The 21,213-nt window shown below is 39.3% G+C and carries 20 protein-coding genes and 1 tRNA gene; 9 read left to right on the forward strand and 12 right to left on the reverse strand.

What is annotated here, in order from left to right:
• Positions 1-69: 69 nt before the first annotated feature.
• The 5 genes from rluF to HPE63_RS10400 form a co-directional block, all read right to left on the reverse strand.
• A complete protein-coding gene (rluF, locus tag HPE63_RS10380) occupies positions 70-816 on the reverse strand; it encodes a 23S rRNA pseudouridine(2604) synthase RluF (protein WP_188314196.1) in 747 nt (248 codons plus the stop codon).
• Positions 817-874: 58 nt separating this feature from the next.
• The gene (locus tag HPE63_RS10385) at positions 875-2,098 is read right to left on the reverse strand and encodes a DUF3999 family protein (protein ID WP_188314197.1); all 1,224 of its coding nucleotides are present in this window, start codon (positions 2,096-2,098) and stop codon (positions 875-877) included.
• The gene (locus tag HPE63_RS10390; RefSeq protein ID WP_188314198.1) at positions 2,088-4,451 is read right to left on the reverse strand and encodes a DUF2339 domain-containing protein; all 2,364 of its coding nucleotides are present in this window, start codon (positions 4,449-4,451) and stop codon (positions 2,088-2,090) included. Before HPE63_RS10390 ends, HPE63_RS10385 begins: the two co-directional genes overlap by 11 nt.
• A 134-nt stretch (positions 4,452-4,585) precedes the next feature.
• Positions 4,586-5,728: a serine hydrolase gene (locus tag HPE63_RS10395; RefSeq protein ID WP_188314199.1), complete on the reverse strand. Its 1,143-nt coding sequence runs from the start codon at positions 5,726-5,728 to the stop codon at positions 4,586-4,588.
• A 26-nt stretch (positions 5,729-5,754) separates the two neighbouring features.
• Complete coding sequence (locus HPE63_RS10400) at positions 5,755-5,994, reverse strand: hypothetical protein (RefSeq protein ID WP_188314200.1); 240 nt, start codon at positions 5,992-5,994, stop codon at positions 5,755-5,757.
• A 258-nt stretch (positions 5,995-6,252) separates the two neighbouring features.
• On the opposite strand from HPE63_RS10400, the gene HPE63_RS10405 reads away from it, so the two are divergent.
• From HPE63_RS10405 to HPE63_RS10430, 6 genes are all read left to right on the forward strand, one after another.
• Positions 6,253-7,080 (forward strand): peptidyl-prolyl cis-trans isomerase, encoded by an 828-nt coding sequence (locus HPE63_RS10405; protein WP_223198114.1) that lies wholly within the window; start codon positions 6,253-6,255, stop codon positions 7,078-7,080.
• Positions 7,064-8,515 carry a peptidylprolyl isomerase gene (locus HPE63_RS10410; RefSeq protein ID WP_188314202.1) on the forward strand — a complete coding sequence of 484 codons (1,452 nt, stop codon included), beginning with the start codon at positions 7,064-7,066 and terminating at the stop codon, positions 8,513-8,515. The genes HPE63_RS10405 and HPE63_RS10410 overlap by 17 nt, the downstream gene beginning before the upstream one ends.
• Before the next feature lie 6 nt (positions 8,516-8,521).
• Positions 8,522-9,475, forward strand: coding sequence for an AAA family ATPase (locus HPE63_RS10415; RefSeq protein WP_188314203.1), 954 nt, complete (start codon positions 8,522-8,524; stop codon positions 9,473-9,475).
• A 174-nt stretch (positions 9,476-9,649) separates the two neighbouring features.
• Positions 9,650-11,923, forward strand: a complete 2,274-nt coding sequence (locus HPE63_RS10420; protein ID WP_188314204.1) for an aconitate hydratase — start codon at positions 9,650-9,652, stop codon at positions 11,921-11,923.
• 99 nt (positions 11,924-12,022) lie between these two features.
• Positions 12,023-12,580, forward strand: a complete 558-nt coding sequence (locus tag HPE63_RS10425) for a TlpA family protein disulfide reductase (protein ID WP_188314205.1) — start codon at positions 12,023-12,025, stop codon at positions 12,578-12,580.
• A gap of 7 nt (positions 12,581-12,587) precedes the next feature.
• Positions 12,588-13,148, forward strand: coding sequence for a TlpA family protein disulfide reductase (locus tag HPE63_RS10430; RefSeq protein WP_188314206.1), 561 nt, complete (start codon positions 12,588-12,590; stop codon positions 13,146-13,148).
• 4 nt (positions 13,149-13,152) lie between these two features.
• On the opposite strand, the gene HPE63_RS10435 is transcribed toward HPE63_RS10430, so the two are convergent.
• The 7 genes from HPE63_RS10435 to HPE63_RS10465 form a co-directional block, all read right to left on the reverse strand.
• Entirely contained in the window at positions 13,153-13,602 is a 450-nt protein-coding gene (locus HPE63_RS10435; protein WP_188314207.1) for a sterol desaturase family protein, read from the reverse strand.
• Between the two features lies 1 nt (position 13,603).
• Positions 13,604-14,443: a phytoene/squalene synthase family protein gene (locus tag HPE63_RS10440; protein WP_188314208.1), complete on the reverse strand. Its 840-nt coding sequence runs from the start codon at positions 14,441-14,443 to the stop codon at positions 13,604-13,606.
• Positions 14,444-14,451: 8 nt separating this feature from the next.
• Positions 14,452-15,909: a phytoene desaturase family protein gene (locus tag HPE63_RS10445; RefSeq protein ID WP_188314209.1), complete on the reverse strand. Its 1,458-nt coding sequence runs from the start codon at positions 15,907-15,909 to the stop codon at positions 14,452-14,454.
• Positions 15,910-15,927: 18 nt separating this feature from the next.
• On the reverse strand, positions 15,928-16,833 hold the full coding sequence (locus HPE63_RS10450) for a MerR family transcriptional regulator (RefSeq protein WP_188314210.1): 906 nt from the start codon (positions 16,831-16,833) through the stop codon (positions 15,928-15,930).
• Between the two features lie 134 nt (positions 16,834-16,967).
• Positions 16,968-17,051, reverse strand: a tRNA-Leu gene (locus HPE63_RS10455).
• An 81-nt stretch (positions 17,052-17,132) separates the two neighbouring features.
• Positions 17,133-18,074, reverse strand: coding sequence for a L,D-transpeptidase (locus tag HPE63_RS10460; RefSeq protein ID WP_188314211.1), 942 nt, complete (start codon positions 18,072-18,074; stop codon positions 17,133-17,135).
• Positions 18,075-18,093: 19 nt separating this feature from the next.
• On the reverse strand, positions 18,094-18,330 hold the full coding sequence (locus HPE63_RS10465; protein ID WP_188314212.1) for a hypothetical protein: 237 nt from the start codon (positions 18,328-18,330) through the stop codon (positions 18,094-18,096).
• A gap of 170 nt (positions 18,331-18,500) precedes the next feature.
• On the opposite strand from HPE63_RS10465, the gene HPE63_RS10470 reads away from it, so the two are divergent.
• The 3 genes from HPE63_RS10470 to HPE63_RS10480 are packed head-to-tail and all read left to right on the forward strand — an operon-like array spanning position 18,501 to position 21,055.
• Positions 18,501-19,283, forward strand: a complete 783-nt coding sequence (locus HPE63_RS10470) for an MlaE family ABC transporter permease (RefSeq protein ID WP_188314213.1) — start codon at positions 18,501-18,503, stop codon at positions 19,281-19,283.
• Between the two features lies 1 nt (position 19,284).
• Positions 19,285-20,067 (forward strand): ABC transporter ATP-binding protein, encoded by a 783-nt coding sequence (locus HPE63_RS10475; protein WP_223198115.1) that lies wholly within the window; start codon positions 19,285-19,287, stop codon positions 20,065-20,067.
• Positions 20,068-20,071: 4 nt separating this feature from the next.
• Positions 20,072-21,055: an MlaD family protein gene (locus HPE63_RS10480; protein WP_188314215.1), complete on the forward strand. Its 984-nt coding sequence runs from the start codon at positions 20,072-20,074 to the stop codon at positions 21,053-21,055.
• Positions 21,056-21,213 lie beyond the last annotated feature (158 nt).

Here is a 21,213-nt window from a genome sequence, read left to right on the forward strand (position 1 = left end):
ATATGAAAAGGCGTTTTTTTGAATGTCTCTTTTTATAGGGGAATATGATTCACTATTTAAATCAGGGGTTTATTCCGGGTATTGGTCATCATGGGTCTTTGATGAGGCGGATACCAATCTGTTAATTTCCGTTAGTTCCTCCTTGGTCAAATCCCTCCACCTTCCAATGGGCATGTCCAATCTAATATTCATGATTCGAATACGTTTCAATTTTTTTACGTTGTAGCCCAAATATTCGCACATACGCCGTATTTGCCTGTTAAGTCCTTGAGTTAGGATAATCCTGAACTGATATTTGCCAATTTCCTCAACCTGGCATTTGCGGGTAACCGTGTCTAATATAGGGACACCGTTTCGCATTTTATTAAGAAACTCTGAAGTAATGGGTTTATCCACAGTAACCAAATACTCCTTTTCATGATGGTTTCGCGCGCGAAGTATCTTATTTACAATATCCCCATCATTCGTTAATAGTATAAGGCCCTCACTAGGCTTGTCCAATCGACCAATGGGAAAAATTCGTTTGGGATAATTTATGAAGTCGATGATATTATCTTTTTCTACCCTTGTATCCGTGGTACAGACTATGCCCACGGGTTTATTGAATGCCAAGTAAACCGGTTTTTCTGCGGGTGGGGAAATCAATTCCCCATCAACACGTATTTCATCCCCTGGAATGATTTTAGTGCCCATTTCAGGGATTATGCCATTAATAGTAACCCTACCCTGATCTATAAGTTTGTCGGCTGCCCTACGGGAACAGTAACCGACTTCACTTAAATATTTATTGATTCGGGTTTGTTTTGGTGTTGACATTTGTGCCGATACTTTTTTGAAATCCCAAATTTAGGATTTTCCATGGCAAATTACGGCCTTATTTTTTTGACATCATTTTTAAGGTAAACCCACCCAAGACCACAACGATGATTCCCATGAGCCCCCACAGCCACATTTTGTTTTCAAAAAGGGGCGCTTTCAGCTCTTTTGGTTTTTTAGGAATCTGTAATTCTTTTCCTAGTTCCACTTTGGTCAAGGAATTGGGGATAGTATTGGCCGAATGGGCGATATCGTACTTAGGAACATATGCGTTCGGGTTACCATAGACCAAAAAATAGCCCCCTTTATCTGGAAATCTGGCTATTAACTCGTGGATATAGCCTTTGACCTTCACGTTCTTGATTTCCAAAGGTTGGTTATTCTGGTCTTCGATAATGAGCTTTAGTTTTTTTGCCAATACCGTATTGAACTTGAATTCATTTTTTTCGATGGAGTTTAAGGTTCCTTGATAAAGGGTTCGGTAATTATATCTCCACCCTTTCTCCGTCGAGACACTATCATGGACATATTGTAATCGAAATGAACGATAATAATCAAACGTATTCGGTATATCCAAGCTAAGGTAGCTAATAGGTACACGCCCCTCCAATTCCATCTCGAGTACAGTTTGCTTTTTGTCCTTTTGGTGCACATTTTCCAGTTTGGCGACGTTGGAGATATTATAATGGGCAGGGGTGTTTTCAACCAAGTATATTTTGGCTGCTTTTAGTTCTGGTAGGGTCTCGTTTCGAATTGAGATGCGATAATAGCGGTATTTCGCATTCGGGAAATTCAAATGGGTATACCGGTAATCGGTTTGACTGTTCTTTATGGATAGTATACGGTGATCTTCCAAAATCGTAAACCATTTTAATTGGTCTTGACTGCCTTCCAGCCTTACGTTCCAATCGAAATTTTCATTTTTGAAATCCAATTCCACATTATTCAAAATTTCCTGGGTAGGCACCTCAAAGGTGAAATAATGGGTATCCTGTTGGTTTGAGACATTGATCAATTTAAAGGCGATTGTCCTTTGGATTTGTTCTTCTTTGGCAATACGTAATAGGTATGGAATTTCCAAAGTGTCTGTAGGCGCGATTTTATATATTCGAATATCCGCGAGGTTATCCTTACTATTTTTAAATACCGATGGGGGCAATTCCAAGGAATGCCATGGTCCCGACACGCCCATGATTTCCCTTTTGGCATTGTAATCACCTATTTGTGCCAAAGCAATGGTACTAAATAAAAGAAGTGTTATAAGATTTAATCTAGTTGGCATCCTCATCTGATATTCTGAGTTTGTATTTGTTGTAAAGGAATGAAATGATCAGTAATAATATGCCCAAAGAAACGAAAACAATGGTTTTCGAAATCGTGTTGAGCGAAGCAATATCATAGAAAAACAATTTGATCAAGGTGATGCCAAAAAGGATAATGGCCCCTAGGCGTAAATACTTTTTATTTTTCCAAATTCCCAAGATGATCAATACTAATGAATATAGGCCCCAAAGTATGCTAAGCCCTAGTTTGTAACCTTGGGTGGCTCCAGAAATATCCATCCAATGCAAAAGTTCGCTACTCGCCACCCAAAGGATAGAAATGTGGAGTAAAATTTCGAACGGTTTGGAAAAGTTGATTTTCATAAAAGACTGTCGGATCAAACGGTACAAGCTAAAAAGCAAGAAGCCTAAGAATGCAAAGGATATATAGCGAATTACCACATTAAGATACCCTGTTTCATAATATTCCGCATCGGTTTGTTCTATATAACCCTCCCTTAGTTCGCTCAATTCGTATAACCCCAAAGAGAGGAATGCATATAAAGTGAATAAGCCAATGGTCAATGATATGATGCCCAAAACCCGATTTTGTATTTTCCCGATATTCACTAGGTTCAAAATCGCTATAAAAAGGAGGGAATAATTAAACAACCAAATGTTGCCCATACTTTTAAGATCAGGGTTGTACTTAAAATATTCATATTGGTTTTCATCGGCTATGGCAACTTCTGAACCATAATACAATGCATCCCAATACAACTGGATTTCCAAAAAGAAGCCCATATAAAGACCAAATAGCAAAATACTAGGAATTGCAAAAGACATGATTTTTCCAATTGTAGTTTTAGCAGAGGTTACTTCCGCTTGGTGCGGGATAGTATTTATCCAATTGATGAAACCAAAGCTGACCAAAAAGAGCATAGAACTCATGAAAGTCACATTCAGGATAGGCTTCATCGGGGTTTCGGTGAATTGGTTAAAGGCGTAGCTCGATGTCCAATCCTGCAATAGACCGAAAAGCGCCAAAATCATGAGGGGATAGGATAGGTATTCGTAGACCACAACATTTTTTTTGCGACCTATCCAGAAAAGCAAGGCTGCTTCAAAGGCCCATAACAAGGTAACCCAATTGCCGTCCAGTTGAACCGGAATGGCAATGGTCAAAAATACCAATACCAATCCCGAGACCAAATAATATAAATTGCGGTCGGCCAATTTTCTCTTGAAGATCATCAGGCTAACGATAAAATGCAAAATGGCATTACATAGGGTAAAGACCCCTAAAAGTTGCATTCCTGTTTCATTTTGTGAAAGTAGTCCGTAGCCGAACCCGTAAAAAATGAATGAATTCAGCAATAATAGTACGATATCCGACTTTTTGAATTTTTCGGAGGCCTTAAGTTTATAGGATAAAAAAGTGGCATAGAAAATCAGGAAGAACAGACTCAAGAATATCAAGGCTGTTGTGTAATGCTCCTCATAGTTAAAAGAAAATCCGATCCAACTGCCATAGATCAACCAAGTAAAGATGAATGATGAATAATAAAGCGGTTTCCAATATTTTTTATAGGCAATGACCAAAATACCAATATTGATGATACCCATATACCCGAAAAGGATTTGGGGGTTACCGGAATCATTACTTAAAAGAAATGGTACGGCATAGGCTCCTACCAATCCAATATGGGCGATGACCTGCTTGTTATAATTCAATGCAGCCACTACGCCAAAAGCGGTAAAAATCGGCATTAGGACAAAAGCCATAGGCTGCGGGAATAGATCATAAAAACTATAGGCTGCAAAGGTTATGAAATACAAGATTGCCAAAGCTCCACTAACAAGAACTGCGCTGTAATTTTCATACTTGGCTTTGAGTTTGATGCCAAAACCTATGAGGCCCAAGCCAACCAAATACCCTAATATGATTCGGGTCAAGGGGCTTATCAAGTTGTTTTCTATAGAATATTTTGCTCCTATCGCAACACCTAGCACCGTAATTATGATCCCGATTTTATTGATTAGGTTTTCCCCAATGAACTTTTCCCAATTCGATTTTGTTTTTGACTTTGGACGAACTTCGATCAGTACGTCATTTTTCGCTTGAGGTGAAGCAATGGGTTCTTTAGCATTTTCCTTTATTACATCCTCTTTAGGGACACTTGTTGGTTGGTGCTGTTCTTTTTCAATTTGGGGTTGTATGACTTGTTCAATTGCGGACCTTTCATTCCCTGTTTTCAGGTCTTCTATTTCACGATATAGGGCCATAAGCTCTTTGGCAAAACCCTCTTGTTTGCTTAGAAGTGCTTCTAATTTTTGATTAAGTTGCTCAATGCGGTGTTGATGGTCTGACATAGCTATGGTTTACGGGTCCTAAGGGTAAGAAAAAGTGTGATTTTGGTATTAAGCTATCCTTTAAACGTTCAGATCTAGAATTTATTGATGTGATTTTATTGGTTTGCGACCTGATTTTTAAAGCACTGTCCTTATTATTTACCTTTTAATTGTAATTCATAGCTATAGATCTCCCACCCCAATGCTGCTAAAAAAGGAATGCCGATGTCATCGTATTCATAGACATCATCATTGAAAATCCCGTCTTTGTTTACTAGGATTGTCGCAGTTAACATAAATTCCACATCGTTCTTACGGTCCTGAATATAAGCACAATCAGTAATAGTTCCATAGGCGTATCCCACTTTATTGAATATCTTGATGTAATCGGGAATATCGTTCTTATTATCACCGAACATAAAGAATTTCACATAACTATCATAGTATTTTTTTGAGTCATATCCCGCTTCCTTCGGTAATTTTCGCATAGCTTCCAGTATAAATTTCCGTTGGGCAGTATTTAAATTAAAACGTTCATTTTCCTTAAAGGATTCGGGAAAGATGATCCGTTTCAAAACCCCATGTTGGGCGTTTATTGAATATCGATTTTTTAAAGCAAAGTCAAAAGGTTCATGGATTAATATATCATCCTCATAATAACCTATGCCTTTCATTGTATTGTTGATTTCCAAAGGTTTAGGTGTAGTATTTGTTGTGCCTTCGAGCATGGTGGTTGTACTATCGTTCAGGTATATAACCAGAGGTGTAGTGGTAATCCCATAGGCATCGTCGGTTGATAGACGGTGTGATATGCGGGCCGATTCAATGCCTTTTTTTTGAAGTGCCTTATTAATCGCATCCTGTCCTAGAAATTCAAATAATCGATTATTGGCCTTATTGTCACTGACAGCAAAAATTTTGGTGATGTCCGAGGCGAAGGTGGTTTCGATAGTATCCCCTTCGATATAGAATCGGGTATCCATATTTAGCGAATCCAATTGGTTTAGTTTTTCCAAGGCCAATAAAGCAATGGGTAATTTTACCGTACTGGCTGGGTAGAAATAGTTTTGGTCGTCTACTTGAAATTCATGATCTTCAAAAACAACACGGTTATTCCCTCTTTTTATTTTAGTGAATTTTATCTGAACTTCATATTGATCTATACTGTCGATCACCGATCTTATTTTTGGATTTTTCGAAGCCAATGCAAATTCCAGGGCACTTGTAGCCTTGGGATCCCCATCACAGGCGTATAGAAAACCAAAAATGAAAATGATAGAAAATAATTTCTTGTACATCGATTGTTAAGAGATCTTACGTTGGATTATTCTTGGTAGAGTTCCGCGCGATGAGGTTTCAAAACATCACGAATCATGATCATATTTTTTTCTTCCACCACCATAAAAGCAAAACTATACATTTCATCGATTTGTTGATGACCGGTTATAGAGGGTCCTAGGTCTTTGAACTTTATATATTCCTTTAGATGTATCTCATGATGTTCCGCGGTTTTTGATGCGGTCGGACCTCGAAAGTCCCATATAAGTTTTATTTTACGATTCATTTGACTGGATTATTCCTTGACGGTTCGTTAGATGACCCTAAATTACTTCTTTTTGTAAATAATATGTGTTGCTTTGAAACGATTGTAAAAATCATGGTTAGCCACCGCTTTTTAGGGTAACGGATTGCGATACTGTAAAATGTGTTAATGAAAGCCTATATAACTTGTTTAACATGTAGTATTTGTTATTTTTGCGGGATGTTTTTTAGATTCAAAAATTCGTACCCATTCAAATTTTCCTTCTTGGTTTTGGCCCTCATGATTGTATCATGTGATTCGCTCTGGAAAGATAATTCGAACGAAGAGCCGATAGCCAGGGTAGGGGAATTGTATTTATATAAGGAGGACATTAAGCCACTTTTGACAGCGAACATGAGCAAGGCCGATAGTGCTTCATTCGTAAACGATTATATAAACAATTGGGCTTCAAAGCAGTTATTGCTTTCCAAAGCAAAAATTAATCTTTCCGAAGAAAAATTAGCTGAATTCGATGCCTTGGTAGATACTTACAGAACCGATTTGTACACCCGGGCCTATAAGGAGGCTTTGGTGCAACAAGGGAGCGATTCTGTGATCAGCCAATACCAATTGGAGGCATTCTACGAGAAGGAAAAAGAGAACTTTAAGCTCAAGGAAAAATTGATCAGACTACGGTTTATCCATTTACCGCCACAATTTATGAACAAGGAAACAGTTGTGGATAAATTAAAGAGTTTTAAGGAGGAAGATATCCGTTATTTAGATTCAATCGGGGTGCAATTCAAGAAATTGAACTTTAACGATTCATTATGGGTAACGGCCTCTAGGGTCAGGGAGGAAATTCCATCTTTGACCCTTGAAAATCAGGATAGATACTTAAAAAAATCACAATTTTTTGAATTGCAGGATTCATTAGGGGTATATTTGGCAAAGATTACGGGAGTGCTCGAAATCAATGACATTGCTCCCTTGTCCTATATAAAACCATCCATTCGACAAGTTCTCCTAAACCGCAGGAAATTGGACTATATACGAAGATTGGAAACAGAGATAATAGATGAAGCTATTAAAGAAAAAGAATTCGAAGTCTATGCAAAAGACAATTAAGTTTAATTTTTTACTATCCTATTTATTTATTTCAGGTATTGCCCTTGCACAGGCGCCTGATGAGATTCCGGATACACAAATAGAACCACCCCAAATTGAATTGGAGGCGGATCGAGGTATAATCAAAGATTCAACGACCAATTTCAAAAAAGTAAAACTCGATGGTATTGCTGCCGTCGTTGGGGACTATGTAATTTTGGAATCGGATATTGAGAAAACTTTGATCGATTTAAAAAATCAAGGTGCCATGTCAGAGGATATAACCCGATGCGGATTATTGGGTAAATTGATGGAAGATCGTTTATATGCCCATCAAGCTGTACAGGATAGTTTGCTGGTATCGGATGATGAGGTGAACCTGACCACCGAAAGACAAATCCAATCCTTTGTCGCCCAAATGGGCTCTATGGAGAAACTTCTTAAATTTTACAAAAAGGAAAGTGAGGCAAGTTTACGGGAAGACATCAATAAAATAAACAAGTTGCGAATGCTTTCAGAAAAAATGCAGAATAGCATTATCTCTGAAATAGAGATAACCCCTGAGGAAGTGCGACAATTCTTCAATAAGATACCAGAAGACGAACGGCCCGTTTTTGGTGCTGAATTAGAGATTTCACAAATCATTAAACAGCCAGAGGCCACGGAAGTCGAAAAGCAAAAGGTCATAGATAAGCTAAATGCCATTAAGGCCGATGTTGAGGATAATGATGCCAAATTCAGTGTAAAGGCCATTTTATACTCCCAAGATCCTGGCTCAAAATCAAAAGGAGGATTTTACAGCATTACCAAGGATACCGGTTTTGATAAGACTTTTAAGGACGTAGCCTTCAGTCTTCAAGAAGGGGAAGTGTCAGATCCTTTTGAAACGATGTTTGGGTATCATCTCATCTACATAGAAAAGATCAGGGGTCAAGAACTCGATTTAAGACATATACTCATAACACCCGAAATTTCCCAAGAATCATTGGATGAGGCCAAAACCGAATTGGATTCCATACGCAAACATATTATGGAAGGTAAGTATACCTTCGCAGAAGCCGCCCTTAACTTTTCCGATGAAAAGGAAACGAAGTTCGATGGTGGTCTGCTAAGAAACCCAATCGACTATGGCTCTAGGTTCGAATTGACCAATATGGATCCCGCGCTTTATAATCAAGTACGGAATCTAAAGGATGATGAGATTTCCTATCCGATCTTGGAACAAGACCCGAGAGGTGGTGGGCCTAAATATAAATTGCTCAAAGTCACCAACAGGTATGACGAACATGTGGCCAATTTTGCTAAGGATTATACACGGATCCAACAGATTGCCCTAACCGAAAAACAGTACAATGCCATTAAAAAATGGATGGCTGAACATATCGATGAAACCTACATTAGTGTCAATGATTCTAATAAAGATTGTGATTTCGCGAATAATTGGGTAAAGGAGTAAAAGGGCATGTCAGACGTAACCGCCATTAAAAATCTAGTACAAAAGCATGCTGCCCTAAAAAAGGAAATAGCCAAAATCATAATTGGCCAAGAAGAGGTAATAGACCTGATTTTATTGTCTATTTATACAGGTGGGCATTCTTTGTTGATCGGTGTTCCAGGGTTGGCCAAAACCTTGATGGTCAATACCATTGCCCAAACATTGGGGCTCGATTTTAAAAGAATACAATTTACGCCCGACTTAATGCCCAGTGATATATTAGGTAGTGAAATTCTAGATCAAAACCGTCATTTCAAGTTCATCAAGGGCCCGGTATTCTCCAATATCATTCTCGCAGATGAAATTAACAGGACTCCCCCAAAAACACAGGCTGCCTTATTGGAAGCTATGCAGGAAAGGGCAGTGACCATAGCTGGCCAGCAGCATAAACTCGAATTACCCTATTTTGTTTTGGCTACCCAAAACCCTATAGAACAAGAAGGGACATATCCACTGCCAGAAGCCCAGTTAGATCGTTTTATGTTTGCGATAGAATTAAAATATCCGTCTATTGAAGAGGAGATAGCTGTGGTAAAAGCGACTACTTCAGACGAGACCGTTAAGATAAACGAACTGTTCAATGCGGAGGAAATCTTAGAGGTACAACATTTGGTACGCCGGATTCCTGTGCCCGACAATGTGGTCAATTATGCGGTTACCCTCGTGAATAAAACTAGACCGAACCTTGATACCGCACCTGATTTTGTAAAGCAGTATCTCGATTGGGGCGCAGGTCCCAGAGCGTCACAGAATTTAATTCTGGGAGCAAAGGCACATGCTGGGGTACATGGCAAGTTCTCCCCTGATATTGAGGATGTGCAGGCCGTGGCCATGGGAATTCTTCGTCATCGAATTATCAAAAATTACAAAGCAGAAGCTGAGGGCATTTCCGAAGAGGATATCATCAAAAGGTTATTTTGATGTTCATTCGTTCCAAACCCTAGGTTTTTAAATGGTTTTCTACTTTTTTGGAAATAGGTTGGCATTGTAATTATCAAATTGTGAAAATCATACTAATCCTTGTGTAAAAATTTTATTTGCCACATGGATTTTCTTAAATTCGTGCAATTACAATAATCCTTAATATTCTATACAATGGCATTTGATATCGAGATGATCAAAAGTGTTTACTCCAAGATGGCTAGCCGGGTTGACAAGGCGCGTGAAATAGTCGGTAAACCACTTACCCTGTCTGAGAAAATTTTATATTCCCACCTTTGGGACGGTACGCCTTCCAAGGCTTTTGTCCGAGGTAAGGATTATGTAGATTTTGCTCCAGACCGTATTGCTTGTCAAGATGCAACAGCCCAAATGGCGTTATTGCAGTTTATGCAGGCGGGTAAGTCAAAAGTAGCCGTACCGACGACTGTACATTGTGATCATTTGATTCAAGCTAAAAGCGGAGCGGTTGCCGATTTAAAAGTAGCAAATACAACCAGTGCGGAGGTATTCGATTTTCTGGAATCGGTTTCTAATAAATACGGGATCGGTTTTTGGAAACCAGGTGCCGGGATTATCCATCAAGTGGTCTTGGAAAATTACGCATTCCCTGGTGGAATGATGATAGGTACCGATTCGCATACCGTAAATGCTGGAGGATTGGGCATGGTGGCCATTGGGGTAGGCGGTGCTGATGCTGTAGATGTTATGGCCGGTATGGCATGGGAATTGAAATTTCCTAAACTGATCGGGGTGCGATTGACCGGAACGATTTCTGGTTGGACAGCTCCAAAAGATGTTATTCTGAAGGTTGCCGAGATTCTTACCGTAAAAGGGGGGACTGGGGCTATAGTTGAATATTTCGGCCCAGGTGCATTATCGTTGTCATGTACCGGTAAAGGAACAATTTGTAATATGGGCGCTGAAATTGGTGCAACAACATCAACATTTGGGTATGACAAGTCAATGGAACGTTATTTACGTGCTACGGACAGAGCCGACGTTGCCGACGCCGCAAATGTAATTAAATCCCATCTGACAGCTGACGCGGAGGTATACGCTAATCCAGAGCAGTATTTTGACCAAGTGATCGATATTGACCTGTCTAAATTAGGACCTTTGCTAAACGGACCTTTCACACCGGATTTATCTACTCAAGTGGGCGACGAAATGACCAAGAAAGCCAAGGCAAATGATTGGCCCTTAAAAGTGGAATGGAGTCTTATTGGCTCTTGTACGAACTCTTCGTATGAGGATTTATCACGAGCGGCTTCCATCGCCGAACAAGGCAAGAAAAAAGGGTTGAAAATGAAAGCGGAACTTGGTATCAACCCCGGCTCAGAACAAGTGAGATACACTGCCGAACGTGATGGTATTTTGGATACTTTCGAGCAATTAGGTGCTAAGATATTTACAAATGCTTGTGGACCATGTATTGGCCAATGGGCAAGATATAGTGACCCTAAGAACGCACCTAAGAACAGTATTGTTCATTCGTTCAACAGAAACTTTGCCAAGCGGGCTGATGGTAACCCAAATACCCATGCCTTTGTAGCTTCTCCAGAGATTACTGCTGCCATTGCATTTTCGGGAAGGTTGGATTTCAATCCAATTACCGATACATTGATTAACGAAAATGGTGAAGAAGTCAAATTCGATGAACCCACCGGGTGGGAATTGCCGCCAAAAGGATTTGAAGTAGAAGATGCTGGATATTTAGCACCTGATGAAGATGGTTCTGGGGTTGAGGTCAAAGTGAGTCCGACTTCGGAACGGTTACAGTTGTTAGAGCCTTTTGAGCCTATTACGCCGGATCAATTGCAAGGGGTGAAGTTGTTGATCAAAGCCTTCGGTAAATGTACTACCGACCATATTTCAATGGCGGGACCTTGGTTGCGATTCCGTGGCCATTTAGATAATATTGCCAACAATACCTTGATTGGTGCCGTCAATGCGTTTAATAAGAAGACCAACTTTGTCAAGAATCAATTGACAGGTGAATATGGAGGAGTGCCGGATACCCAAAGAGCCTATAAAGCTGCTGGAATAAAATCGATTGTGGTAGGGGATCATAATTATGGTGAAGGTTCTTCAAGGGAACATGCCGCAATGCAACCAAGACATTTGGGTGTTGCTGCGGTATTGGTAAAATCATTTGCAAGAATCCATGAGACCAACCTTAAGAAACAAGGTATGTTGGGATTGACTTTTGCCAATGAAAACGATTATGATCTGATCCAGGAAGATGACACCTTCAACTTTGTCGATATCGCGGAATTCGCACCGGGTAAACCCTTGACTATTGAAGTTGTGCATGCAGATGGTAGTAAAGATACCATAAAGGCTAACCATACCTATAATGAATCGCAGATTGGCTGGTTCAATGAAGGGTCAGCATTGAATGTTATAAAAAGGGAAAACGCGGCCTAAAAGTAGTACAATATATAAGTTAAGAAATACTTCATATTAATACATAAAAACTCTCGATTTTCCTCGGGAGTTTTTTAGTTTTGGATAAATCCCCATATAATGAAAATCAAAAGAAAAACTGTCCTTAACATTTTACTTTTTGCCTTTGTGCTGTCGTTCTTCATGACCCCCTTAGGCCATTTCAGCAAGGTTTTTTTGAATCGACTTTTTGCATCGTCACCGAATATTATAGATGAACCTTCGAGACAACAAATGACATCGTATGACTGGCAGTTAAAAAACGCTGATTGGGATTTTTTTAATTTGCAAAAATCTCGTGGAAAAGTGTTGTTCATTAATTTTTGGGCTTCTTGGAAATTACCATCAGAGGCCGAACTCAAAGGAATACAGGAGCTATATGAGGAGTATAAGGGGCAAGTTGATTTTTATATCATCACGAATGAGGAACGGCCCCCCGTTGAAGAATTCATGCAGCTTAAAAAATTCACCTTCCCGGTTACCTATTTGATTATCGGGGAACCTGCCCCATTCGAAATTTTGGATCCACCAGGCACTTATATCATAGATAGGAACGGATATATCGTTGTAAAGGAAGACGATATTTCAGATTGGGATAGAAAGAAAATAAAGGAATTGTTAAATGATTTAGTTAATTGAAGGTCAAATGAAGTTAGGCAAGAAACAATGGACAAATATTGTCCTGATTATTGGCATTGTTTTAATTCTTTTTACGCCGGTCGGATTTTACGCCCGTGTGTTTGTTAGCAGGTTGCTCTCTGCCAGTGCCTTAGTCTTGAAGACCGAATTACAGTTGAACGTTGGAAGTTACGATTGGGAATTGGTAGATGCCAACGGGCATACCTTCAATTTTGAAGAAGCAGAAGGCAAAGTAGGTTTTGTTAACTTTTGGGCTACTTGGTGCCCCCCATGTGTTGCCGAAATGCCAAGCCTTCAAAGTTTGTACAATGATTATGGAGACAAGGTAGTGTTCATTTTCGTAGCGCAGGACAAAGTTGAAAAGGTGTCATCTTTTTTAGATAAGAGGGGGTATGACTTGCCTGTGTATTATTCAAAAACAGAAGCGCCAAGTTTGCTTACGGCAAAATCAATACCTACAACATATATTATCGATACGGAAGGTAAAATCATAGTTGCCCAAACCGGAGCTGCCGATTGGAACAGTGAAAAAGTAAGAAAGGTCCTAGATGGCTTACTTGCCCAATGAGCTATTACTTTTTGAAGTATTTAAACGGAACGAACAGCATTCCAAAGCATTCACCTTTTTCCTTGCCCAAATGCTTATGATGGATTTTATGGGCCCTTCTAACACCTCTTGCGTACCAGTTGTTTGCGTTCCTGAACATTTTGAATCGTTGGTGAATAAAAATATCATGGACGAGGAAGTAAGTCGCCCCATAGGCCATAATGCCCAAACCTATCGGCCAGCCATACCAAAAATCGGTATTGGCCCCAAGATAGAAAAAAGTTATGCTCACGACAGCATAAAAAATAAAGAAAGTATCGTTACGTTCAAACCATGAATCATGGTCTTTTTTATGGTGGTCCCTGTGTAAATTCCATAAAAAACCGTGCATAATATATTTATGGGTAAACCAGGCCATGAATTCCATAAATAAAAACACAAGAAAAAAAATGAGTATGCCAAAAACTATATTCATATCATACCAAATTTAATTTTAATTTGACATAAGACCTAGCCAAAAGACCAAATTTTTGATAATCGGGTACCCTGATCCTGGTTTGTCGTATTAAGGAAGATGGCGTATGCTCCAGTTTCTTCAATAATCTGGTATAATACTTATAGGCGGTATATACTCCAAATTTAGCTTCTCTCGGTAGTTGTTGAATACCCTTGAGGCTTTTTTGAAAATCTTCCTTTATTTCATCGATGATTCGCCTTTTGGAATCCTCGTCCAGCTGGTTTAAATCGGTATTAGGAAAATAGGAACGATGCAATTCCTCGTAATCGGCTTTTAAATCCCTTAAAAAGTTTACTTTTTGAAATGCTGAACCTAGGGACATTGCCGAATCTTTCAACCTCTCATATTCATCTTTGTCCCCCTTGACGAAGACCATAAGACACATAAGGCCGACCACGTCGGCAGAACCATATATATACTCCTTGAATTCTTTATCAGTGGTATACTTGGTTTTGGTTAAATCCATACGCATACTTTTCATAAAAGATTCCACCAAATGATAGGGTATATCATATTTATGATACGTGTGTTGGAATGAATTTAAGATAGGGTTTAGGCTGATTTTATGCTTTAAGGCATTTGCTAGATTTTTTTCGAATTCGTTGAAAAGTTCCTCGGTGTGATAATCGTGGAAACTGTCCACTATTTCATCAGCAAAACGAACGAAACCGTAGATATTGTAAATATCGTAACGTATGGAGGGCCCTAACATTTTTGTGGCTAGGGCAAATGAAGTGCTATACGTCTTGGTCACAAGCTTGCTGCAATCATAGGATACTTTGTCGAACAATGCCTTCATGGATTATTTTACCTTTTGTTTTTAATTAATTCTGAGACCAATTTACCCGAAATAAGGGAAGGCGGAACTCCTGGTCCTGGAACAGTCAACTGTCCAGTAAAATATAGATTTTCCACCTTTTTGCTTTTTAATTTAGGCCGTAAAAAGGCCGTTTGTGACAAGGTGTTCGCCATGCCGTAGGCATTGCCTTTGTATGAATTGTATTTTTCGATAAAATCATTGACACAAAACGACTCATAAAACAGAATCCCATCTTTGACATTTTGTTTTGTTCTAGTCTCTAGCCGGTGCATGATGAGATCAAAATATTGTTTTCTTAGCGCTGGGGTGTCTTCCAGGCCGGGTGCAATAGGAATGAGAAAGAATCCGGTTTCGCAATTTTCCGGCGCCATGGTCAAATCTGTAATTGATGGAAAATTAGCATAGAACAAAGGTTCTTCAGGCCATTTTGGGTTGTCATAAATATCATAGGTGTGTTGCTCAAAATCGGTATCGAAAAATAGGTTATGATGTTCAACGTTCTTCAATTTCTTGTTAAGACCTACATAGAACAATAAAGAAGATGGTGCAAAGGTCTTTCTTTCCCAGTAGTTTTCACTGTACTGTCGATATTTCTTTTCGAGCAACGTTTCTGAATGATGGTAGTCTGCCCCGCTTAATACGAAATCGGCATTTATATCCTCGTTATTCGTGGTAATACCTATTGCTTTACTGGCCTTAACCCGAATCTTTTCTACGGGACTATCGGTATGGAATTGAACACCTAACTCCACCGCTAAATGGTGCATCGCCTTAATGATTTCATACATTCCACCTTCTGGATGCCAGGTTCCTAGTCCGAAATCCGCGAAATTCATAAAACTATAAAATGAAGGGGTGTTACTTGGCTTTGCGCCAAGAAAGAGAACGGGGAACTCTAAGGTAGAAATCAGTTTAGGGTTCTTGAACTTTTTCCTCACCTCACCACTGATGGTTTTGAAAAACTGGTCTACCTTGGCTATAGTATCCTTGGTCACCAATTCAAAAGGCGATAACCCGGGTTTGAGTACCACTTTGTTAATGGCGATATCATAATTTTTTTGGGCTTTGGAGATGAATTTCTTGAGATGTACGGCACTTCCCTTCTCAATGCGTTCAAACTCTTTACAAATCTTGTCCATAGAGTCCCCTATGGTGATGGTATCCTTGGAAAAAAAGATTTTATATGCTGGATCCAACTTATGTAAAGTATAATAGTCACTGGTCTTTTTCCCGAAATCTTCAAAGAATTTGTCAAAAATATCGGGCATCCAATACCAACTTGGGCCAAGGTCAAAAGTGAATCCTTTTTTCACCATTTGACTTGCCCTACCCCCTATGGTGCCGTTTTTTTCATAGACAGACACCTCATAACCCCATTTGGCCAAATAGCACGAAGCTGATAGGGAAGAAAACCCTGAACCGATTATGACAACTTTTTTACTCATTTTAATAATAAGGTCTATCTATTGAACTGCTTCTTCTACCAATTGGTCAATTGAATTAAATGTTTGAATGTTCGACGGCAAGTTCCGAACATCCAATAATTGTGTTTGCCTTCCTAAAAGCAAAACTTTTGTGCCTTTTTGTTTTGAAATCGTTTGGGATAACTCTTCAATATATTTGTCTATTTTTTCCTTTTCCGGGGCTACGGTGAAATAAGATACAAAATGGATATTGTCCACAAAACCGATAATCTCGCCCAGATTATCCAAGGGTATGGATTGCCCCAAATAAATGGATTTGTATCCATGTAGAACTATTTCATAATTAAGGTAAAGCAATCCTATTTCATGAATCTCTCCCTCGGGTAAATATAACACAAAAGTCTTGTCAGTTTTGGTGGGCTCATTAAGTTGTAACTTCTCAATATTAACCTGAATTTTTTGTTTGATCAATCCTGTAATAAAATGTTCATGGGCCGGAGTTATCGTATCGGTCTGCCATAATAAACCAAGTTCATTGAGTAAGGGAATAAAATAGTCCTTGAAGATATCCCGGAAAGAGTAGTCGGCCAAGAGGCTATTAAAGGTTTGAGCAAAGCGATTCTGATCAAAATTTATCATTGCCAATTTAAAGGCATTCAACACATGGCTTTTGCTATTCTGAATAGCCATGATTTCTTGCACTTTAATTGGGATTTCATCTTCTTTCAACTTGGCAATCTTGGATATTTTAAAGCCATTGTTGTACAAAAGTGTAATGTTCAATAGTTTTTGAAGGCTTCCCAGACTATAAGTTCTTATATTGGTAGTGGTTCTTTCCGGGGAAAGAAGATTGTATCTTTTTTCCCAAATACGAATGGTATGGGCCTTTATTCCTGTAAGGTTTTCCAAATCACGGATACTGAAATACTTCTTTATATTGTTCATCTTTTAAAAAAAAAGTTTAAACAAATATAGAATATATTTTGTTCGAATGTTAAAAAGTAAAGTTAAAATGTTGTTTTAGTTCTTATACAAAACAATAAAACCACCTTTGACCAAGCGGTCAAAAGTGGTTTATGTGCCCACGACTGGAGTCGAACCAGCACGTCCTTACGAACACTACCCCCTCAAGGTAGCGTGTCTACCAATTCCACCACGTGGGCCAAAAATTGGTCTGCAAATATAGGAAGCCGTTATTGAAGATAAAATTTATTGGCGTAATTATTTTTCGTCTGATAAGGGCGTCAAGTACCCAGTTGGTAAACGTCTTTCAATTCGGTCAAGGATCCATCTGATTCATGAATTTTTAAATCGTATCTTATGTGTATCGGAGTACCTAATGGGCACCGATAATAAATAATCCAGGCATGGGCTTCCTTAACGCCGATACAACCATGTGAAATGGCTTTTTCCAACGTTATAGGATTTGTGGTGGGGTGGATCAATTGCCCATTTTTGACTCCGTTGATTTCCGTTTCTATCCATGGTATTTGAGGCATTAAAGTAGTATTGCCGTCATCCCTTTTTGTATAATGGAATCGTCTGCCGGTAACGGGATTATAAAAGGCTGGATTTTTTTTAAAACCGACGATCTGCCCTTGCCCAGTTTTGGTTTTAAGATCTGTAATCCTATCCGACATTTTTAGGTACTTTCTATTGTTTTGGCCAATTCTAATTGGAAACGAATGCAGTAATGAAGAATCTTTATAAATCCGTAACCTATATTCCGGCAGATTAATATCGATCCATGTTTTTTTAAATGATTCCATAATTGATTGGGCATTCAATGAATCTGGGACCAACAGTGTGTCGGAAGGTCGTAAAACTATCATTTCCCGTTGATCTAACGTAAAGGAGTCCCTTGCCATCATACTATAGTAATCGGTTCGTACCAAAGTATCTATAATCCATGGATTTGCATTGACCAGTACATGTTCGGAGAGTGTATAATTTGTCATACTATCATAGGTGGATATCAAGGAATCCATAAAATCGAAATATTTTCCAATTCGAATGGTATCTGTAATGACAATAGGCCCGATCAATTTAGGTTTTTCCAAAAAGACTTCAGTATGGGTCACCTCTTCGATTTTTGGTTGCCATTGGCTTTCTACCAATTTGGCTAAAGCGATGGTAATCAAGAGTAGTAGAAGCAACATTAAGGTATGCAAAAGTCTTTTAGACATTTGATTGAATGGTGTTGTACTAAGGTTTGGTGTTCTTATCGAGGTGATGGGTATCGTTCACTACATAATACCCCATTTCGATCAATTCTTTTCTGACCTTTTCGAGTGAAGGATACTCCCCGTATTCAAAAGAAATCAATCCATTTTCCCGGTCGACTTCTACATTCCACACTTGTTTTAGGGTGTGAAGTCTGCCCACGATTTCCTTAATATTCATTTTATGGGCCGTCTGTTGTACCTCAAAGGTTGTTTTCATGGTATCCTATTTCTTTTCACTAAGATAATTCAAGTTGATTGCTCTGAAAATGAGCTACATCATAGGTGTCTATAATAACGAAGAATACATTTGGGGTATGACCATGGTCATTTATAAAAAAGGACAATCCAACTATATTTGAAGTATACCTTTTTAGAACATCATTAGCCATGGCTTATGTAATTCAATCGTATAAGAAGATAAGGCAGTTCTTTATTGAAATAGGGGAGTTGTCCTATTTTGCCATCCGGTATTTTAAAGAAGCATTGAAACCTCCATGGGAATTCAAGGAGTTGATTCGACAATGTTACCATATGGGCAACAGATCTCTTGTTCTTGTTGGGGTTACGGGATTCATCATAGGTTTGGTACTGACTTTGCAATCGAGACCCACATTAATGGAATTTGGTGCCGTTTCATGGATGCCCAATATGGTAGGCATATCCATAGTCAGGGAGATTGGCCCGGTCATTACCGCATTGATTTGTGCAGGCCGGATCGCCTCTGGGATAGGGGCGGAATTAGGTTCCATGCGCGTAACGGAGCAGATCGATGCCATGGAAGTCTCGGGAACCAATCCTTTTAAATACTTAGTGGTCACCCGAATAACGGCCACCACCCTAATGCTTCCATTATTGGTGATTTTTGGGGATACCGTGGCTTTATATGGTTCGGCCTTGGTCGAAAACCTTAAAGGCGATGTGTCATTCCAACTGTATTTCAATACTGTTTTCGATGCCTTGGAATTCGGTGATCTCGTTCCCGCGACCATCAAGTCGTTTTTCTTTGGATTTACCATAGGATTGGTGGGGTGTTACAAGGGGTACTATTGTAAAAAAGGAACGGCAGGGGTCGGCGTTGCGGCAAATACCGCAGTGGTCACGGCATCGCTACTACTTTTTGTAGTTGACTTCATTGCCGTTTTCGTATCGGATATTTTTTATGAATTATAGCATGAACGATCAACAGCACATTTTAAAACAAAATGAACAGGTCGCAACCAAGGAAATGGTTATCGAAATTCGAGACTTGCGCAAGAGCTTTGGTGATAACCATGTGCTGAACGGTTTCTCAATGACGCTTTATAAAGGTGAGAATCTTGTGGTCATGGGCAAATCAGGTTCCGGAAAATCGGTGATGATCAAATGTTTGGTAGGACTGATGCAGCCCGATAGCGGTTTTCTTTCGGTCATGGGCAAGGAGATCAAAACCTTGGATCGCAAAACCTTGGATGCCCTGAGATCGGATATCGGATTTTTATTCCAGGGTAGTGCGCTTTATGATTCCATGACGGTTCGTGAGAACCTGGAATTTCCTATGCGAAGGCATAAGGAAAAGTTGGGAAACATAGAGGATACTACGCCTTTGGTATTGGAAGCTTTGGAAAATGTGGGACTGGCACACACCATGGACCTCATGCCCTCTGAACTTTCCGGGGGAATGAAAAGACGGGTAGCCTTGGCCAGGACCCTGATTTTAAAACCAAAAATCATATTGTATGACGAACCGACCAGTGGCTTGGATCCAATAACAGCTAAGGAGATTATTGAACTAATGCGTAGTATTCAAAAAATGTACGGCACTTCCTCTTTGATCATTACCCATGATGTGGACTGTGCCAGGGTAATTTCAGAACGCATGGTACTTTTGGTAGATGGGATTAATTATGCGGAAGGTTCTTATGCCGAGCTGTCGAAATCAACCGATCCAAAGGTAGAAGCATTCTTTAAAAAATAAGATCATGGCAAAAACAACATTGGAAAATTTGAAACTTGGGATTTTCGTGGTATTAGGAACAGCCTTGCTCGTCTTGGCCGCTTATTTGATTGGTAATCGACAAAACATGTTTGGTGAGACAATCACTATAAGCGCAGTATTTCAAAATGCCAACGGCCTCCAAAAGGGTAACAACGTTCGCTTCTCAGGTATTAACGTGGGTACGGTGAGAAATATGGAAATGGTGAATGATACGACCATTCGGGTATATATGGTCATCGAAAAAAATATGCAACCGCATATCAAAAAAGATGCTGTTGCTACAATTGGCTCCGATGGGTTGGTGGGTAGTATGATCCTGAATATCCTTCCGGGAAAAGGCACGGCCTCCACCATTTTAGAGGGCGATGAACTACAATCCTACAGTAGAATAGCAACGCAGGATATGTTGAGCACGCTGAATACAACAAATGAGAATGCTGCTATTTTAACCTCTGATTTACTAAAAGTGACCCAAGCGATGACAAAAGGAAAGGGTACACTGGGCAGGTTGTTGAACGACACCCTCATGGCGAACGATTTGATGAAGACCCTTACCAACCTAAAAAATGCAAGCCGAAATACCGATGTTACGATTCGGAAATTGAACACCATGTTAGATCAGGTCGATTTTGAAAAAAGTGTAGCGGGTGTTCTTTTGAACGATTCTATAAATGGATCGAAAATGCAAAATCTACTTGCTAATATGGAAGAATCGGGAAACGAAATAGCGAAAATGACCCAAAATTTAGATACCATAATCGGTGATTTCAAGAAAGGGAAGGGTGCAATTGATTACTTGACCAAAGACACGGTTTTGGTGAACAGCTTGGATGCTACCATAAAAAATATTGAGGAGGGGTCGATTAAATTCAATGAGAATATGGAGGCTTTGAAACATAATTTCCTAACTAGACGATATTTTAGGAAGTTGGAGAAAAAGGAAGAAAAGGAAACGACAAGGGAATAAGTGACAATGGGATGTGCAAATAACCTTAATTCAATACCACAGATCACATATTTCATATCGTGATTTGGTGGGATATATTTTTATAATCCCTAACCTGTATTTATTGACCTTCGAGAGTAAGGGTGCCTTGAAGTATGAATTATGGAAATATAATGGAT

It is taken from the genome of Maribacter arenosus (assembly GCF_014610845.1).
Taxonomy (GTDB): domain Bacteria; phylum Bacteroidota; class Bacteroidia; order Flavobacteriales; family Flavobacteriaceae; genus Maribacter_A; species Maribacter_A arenosus.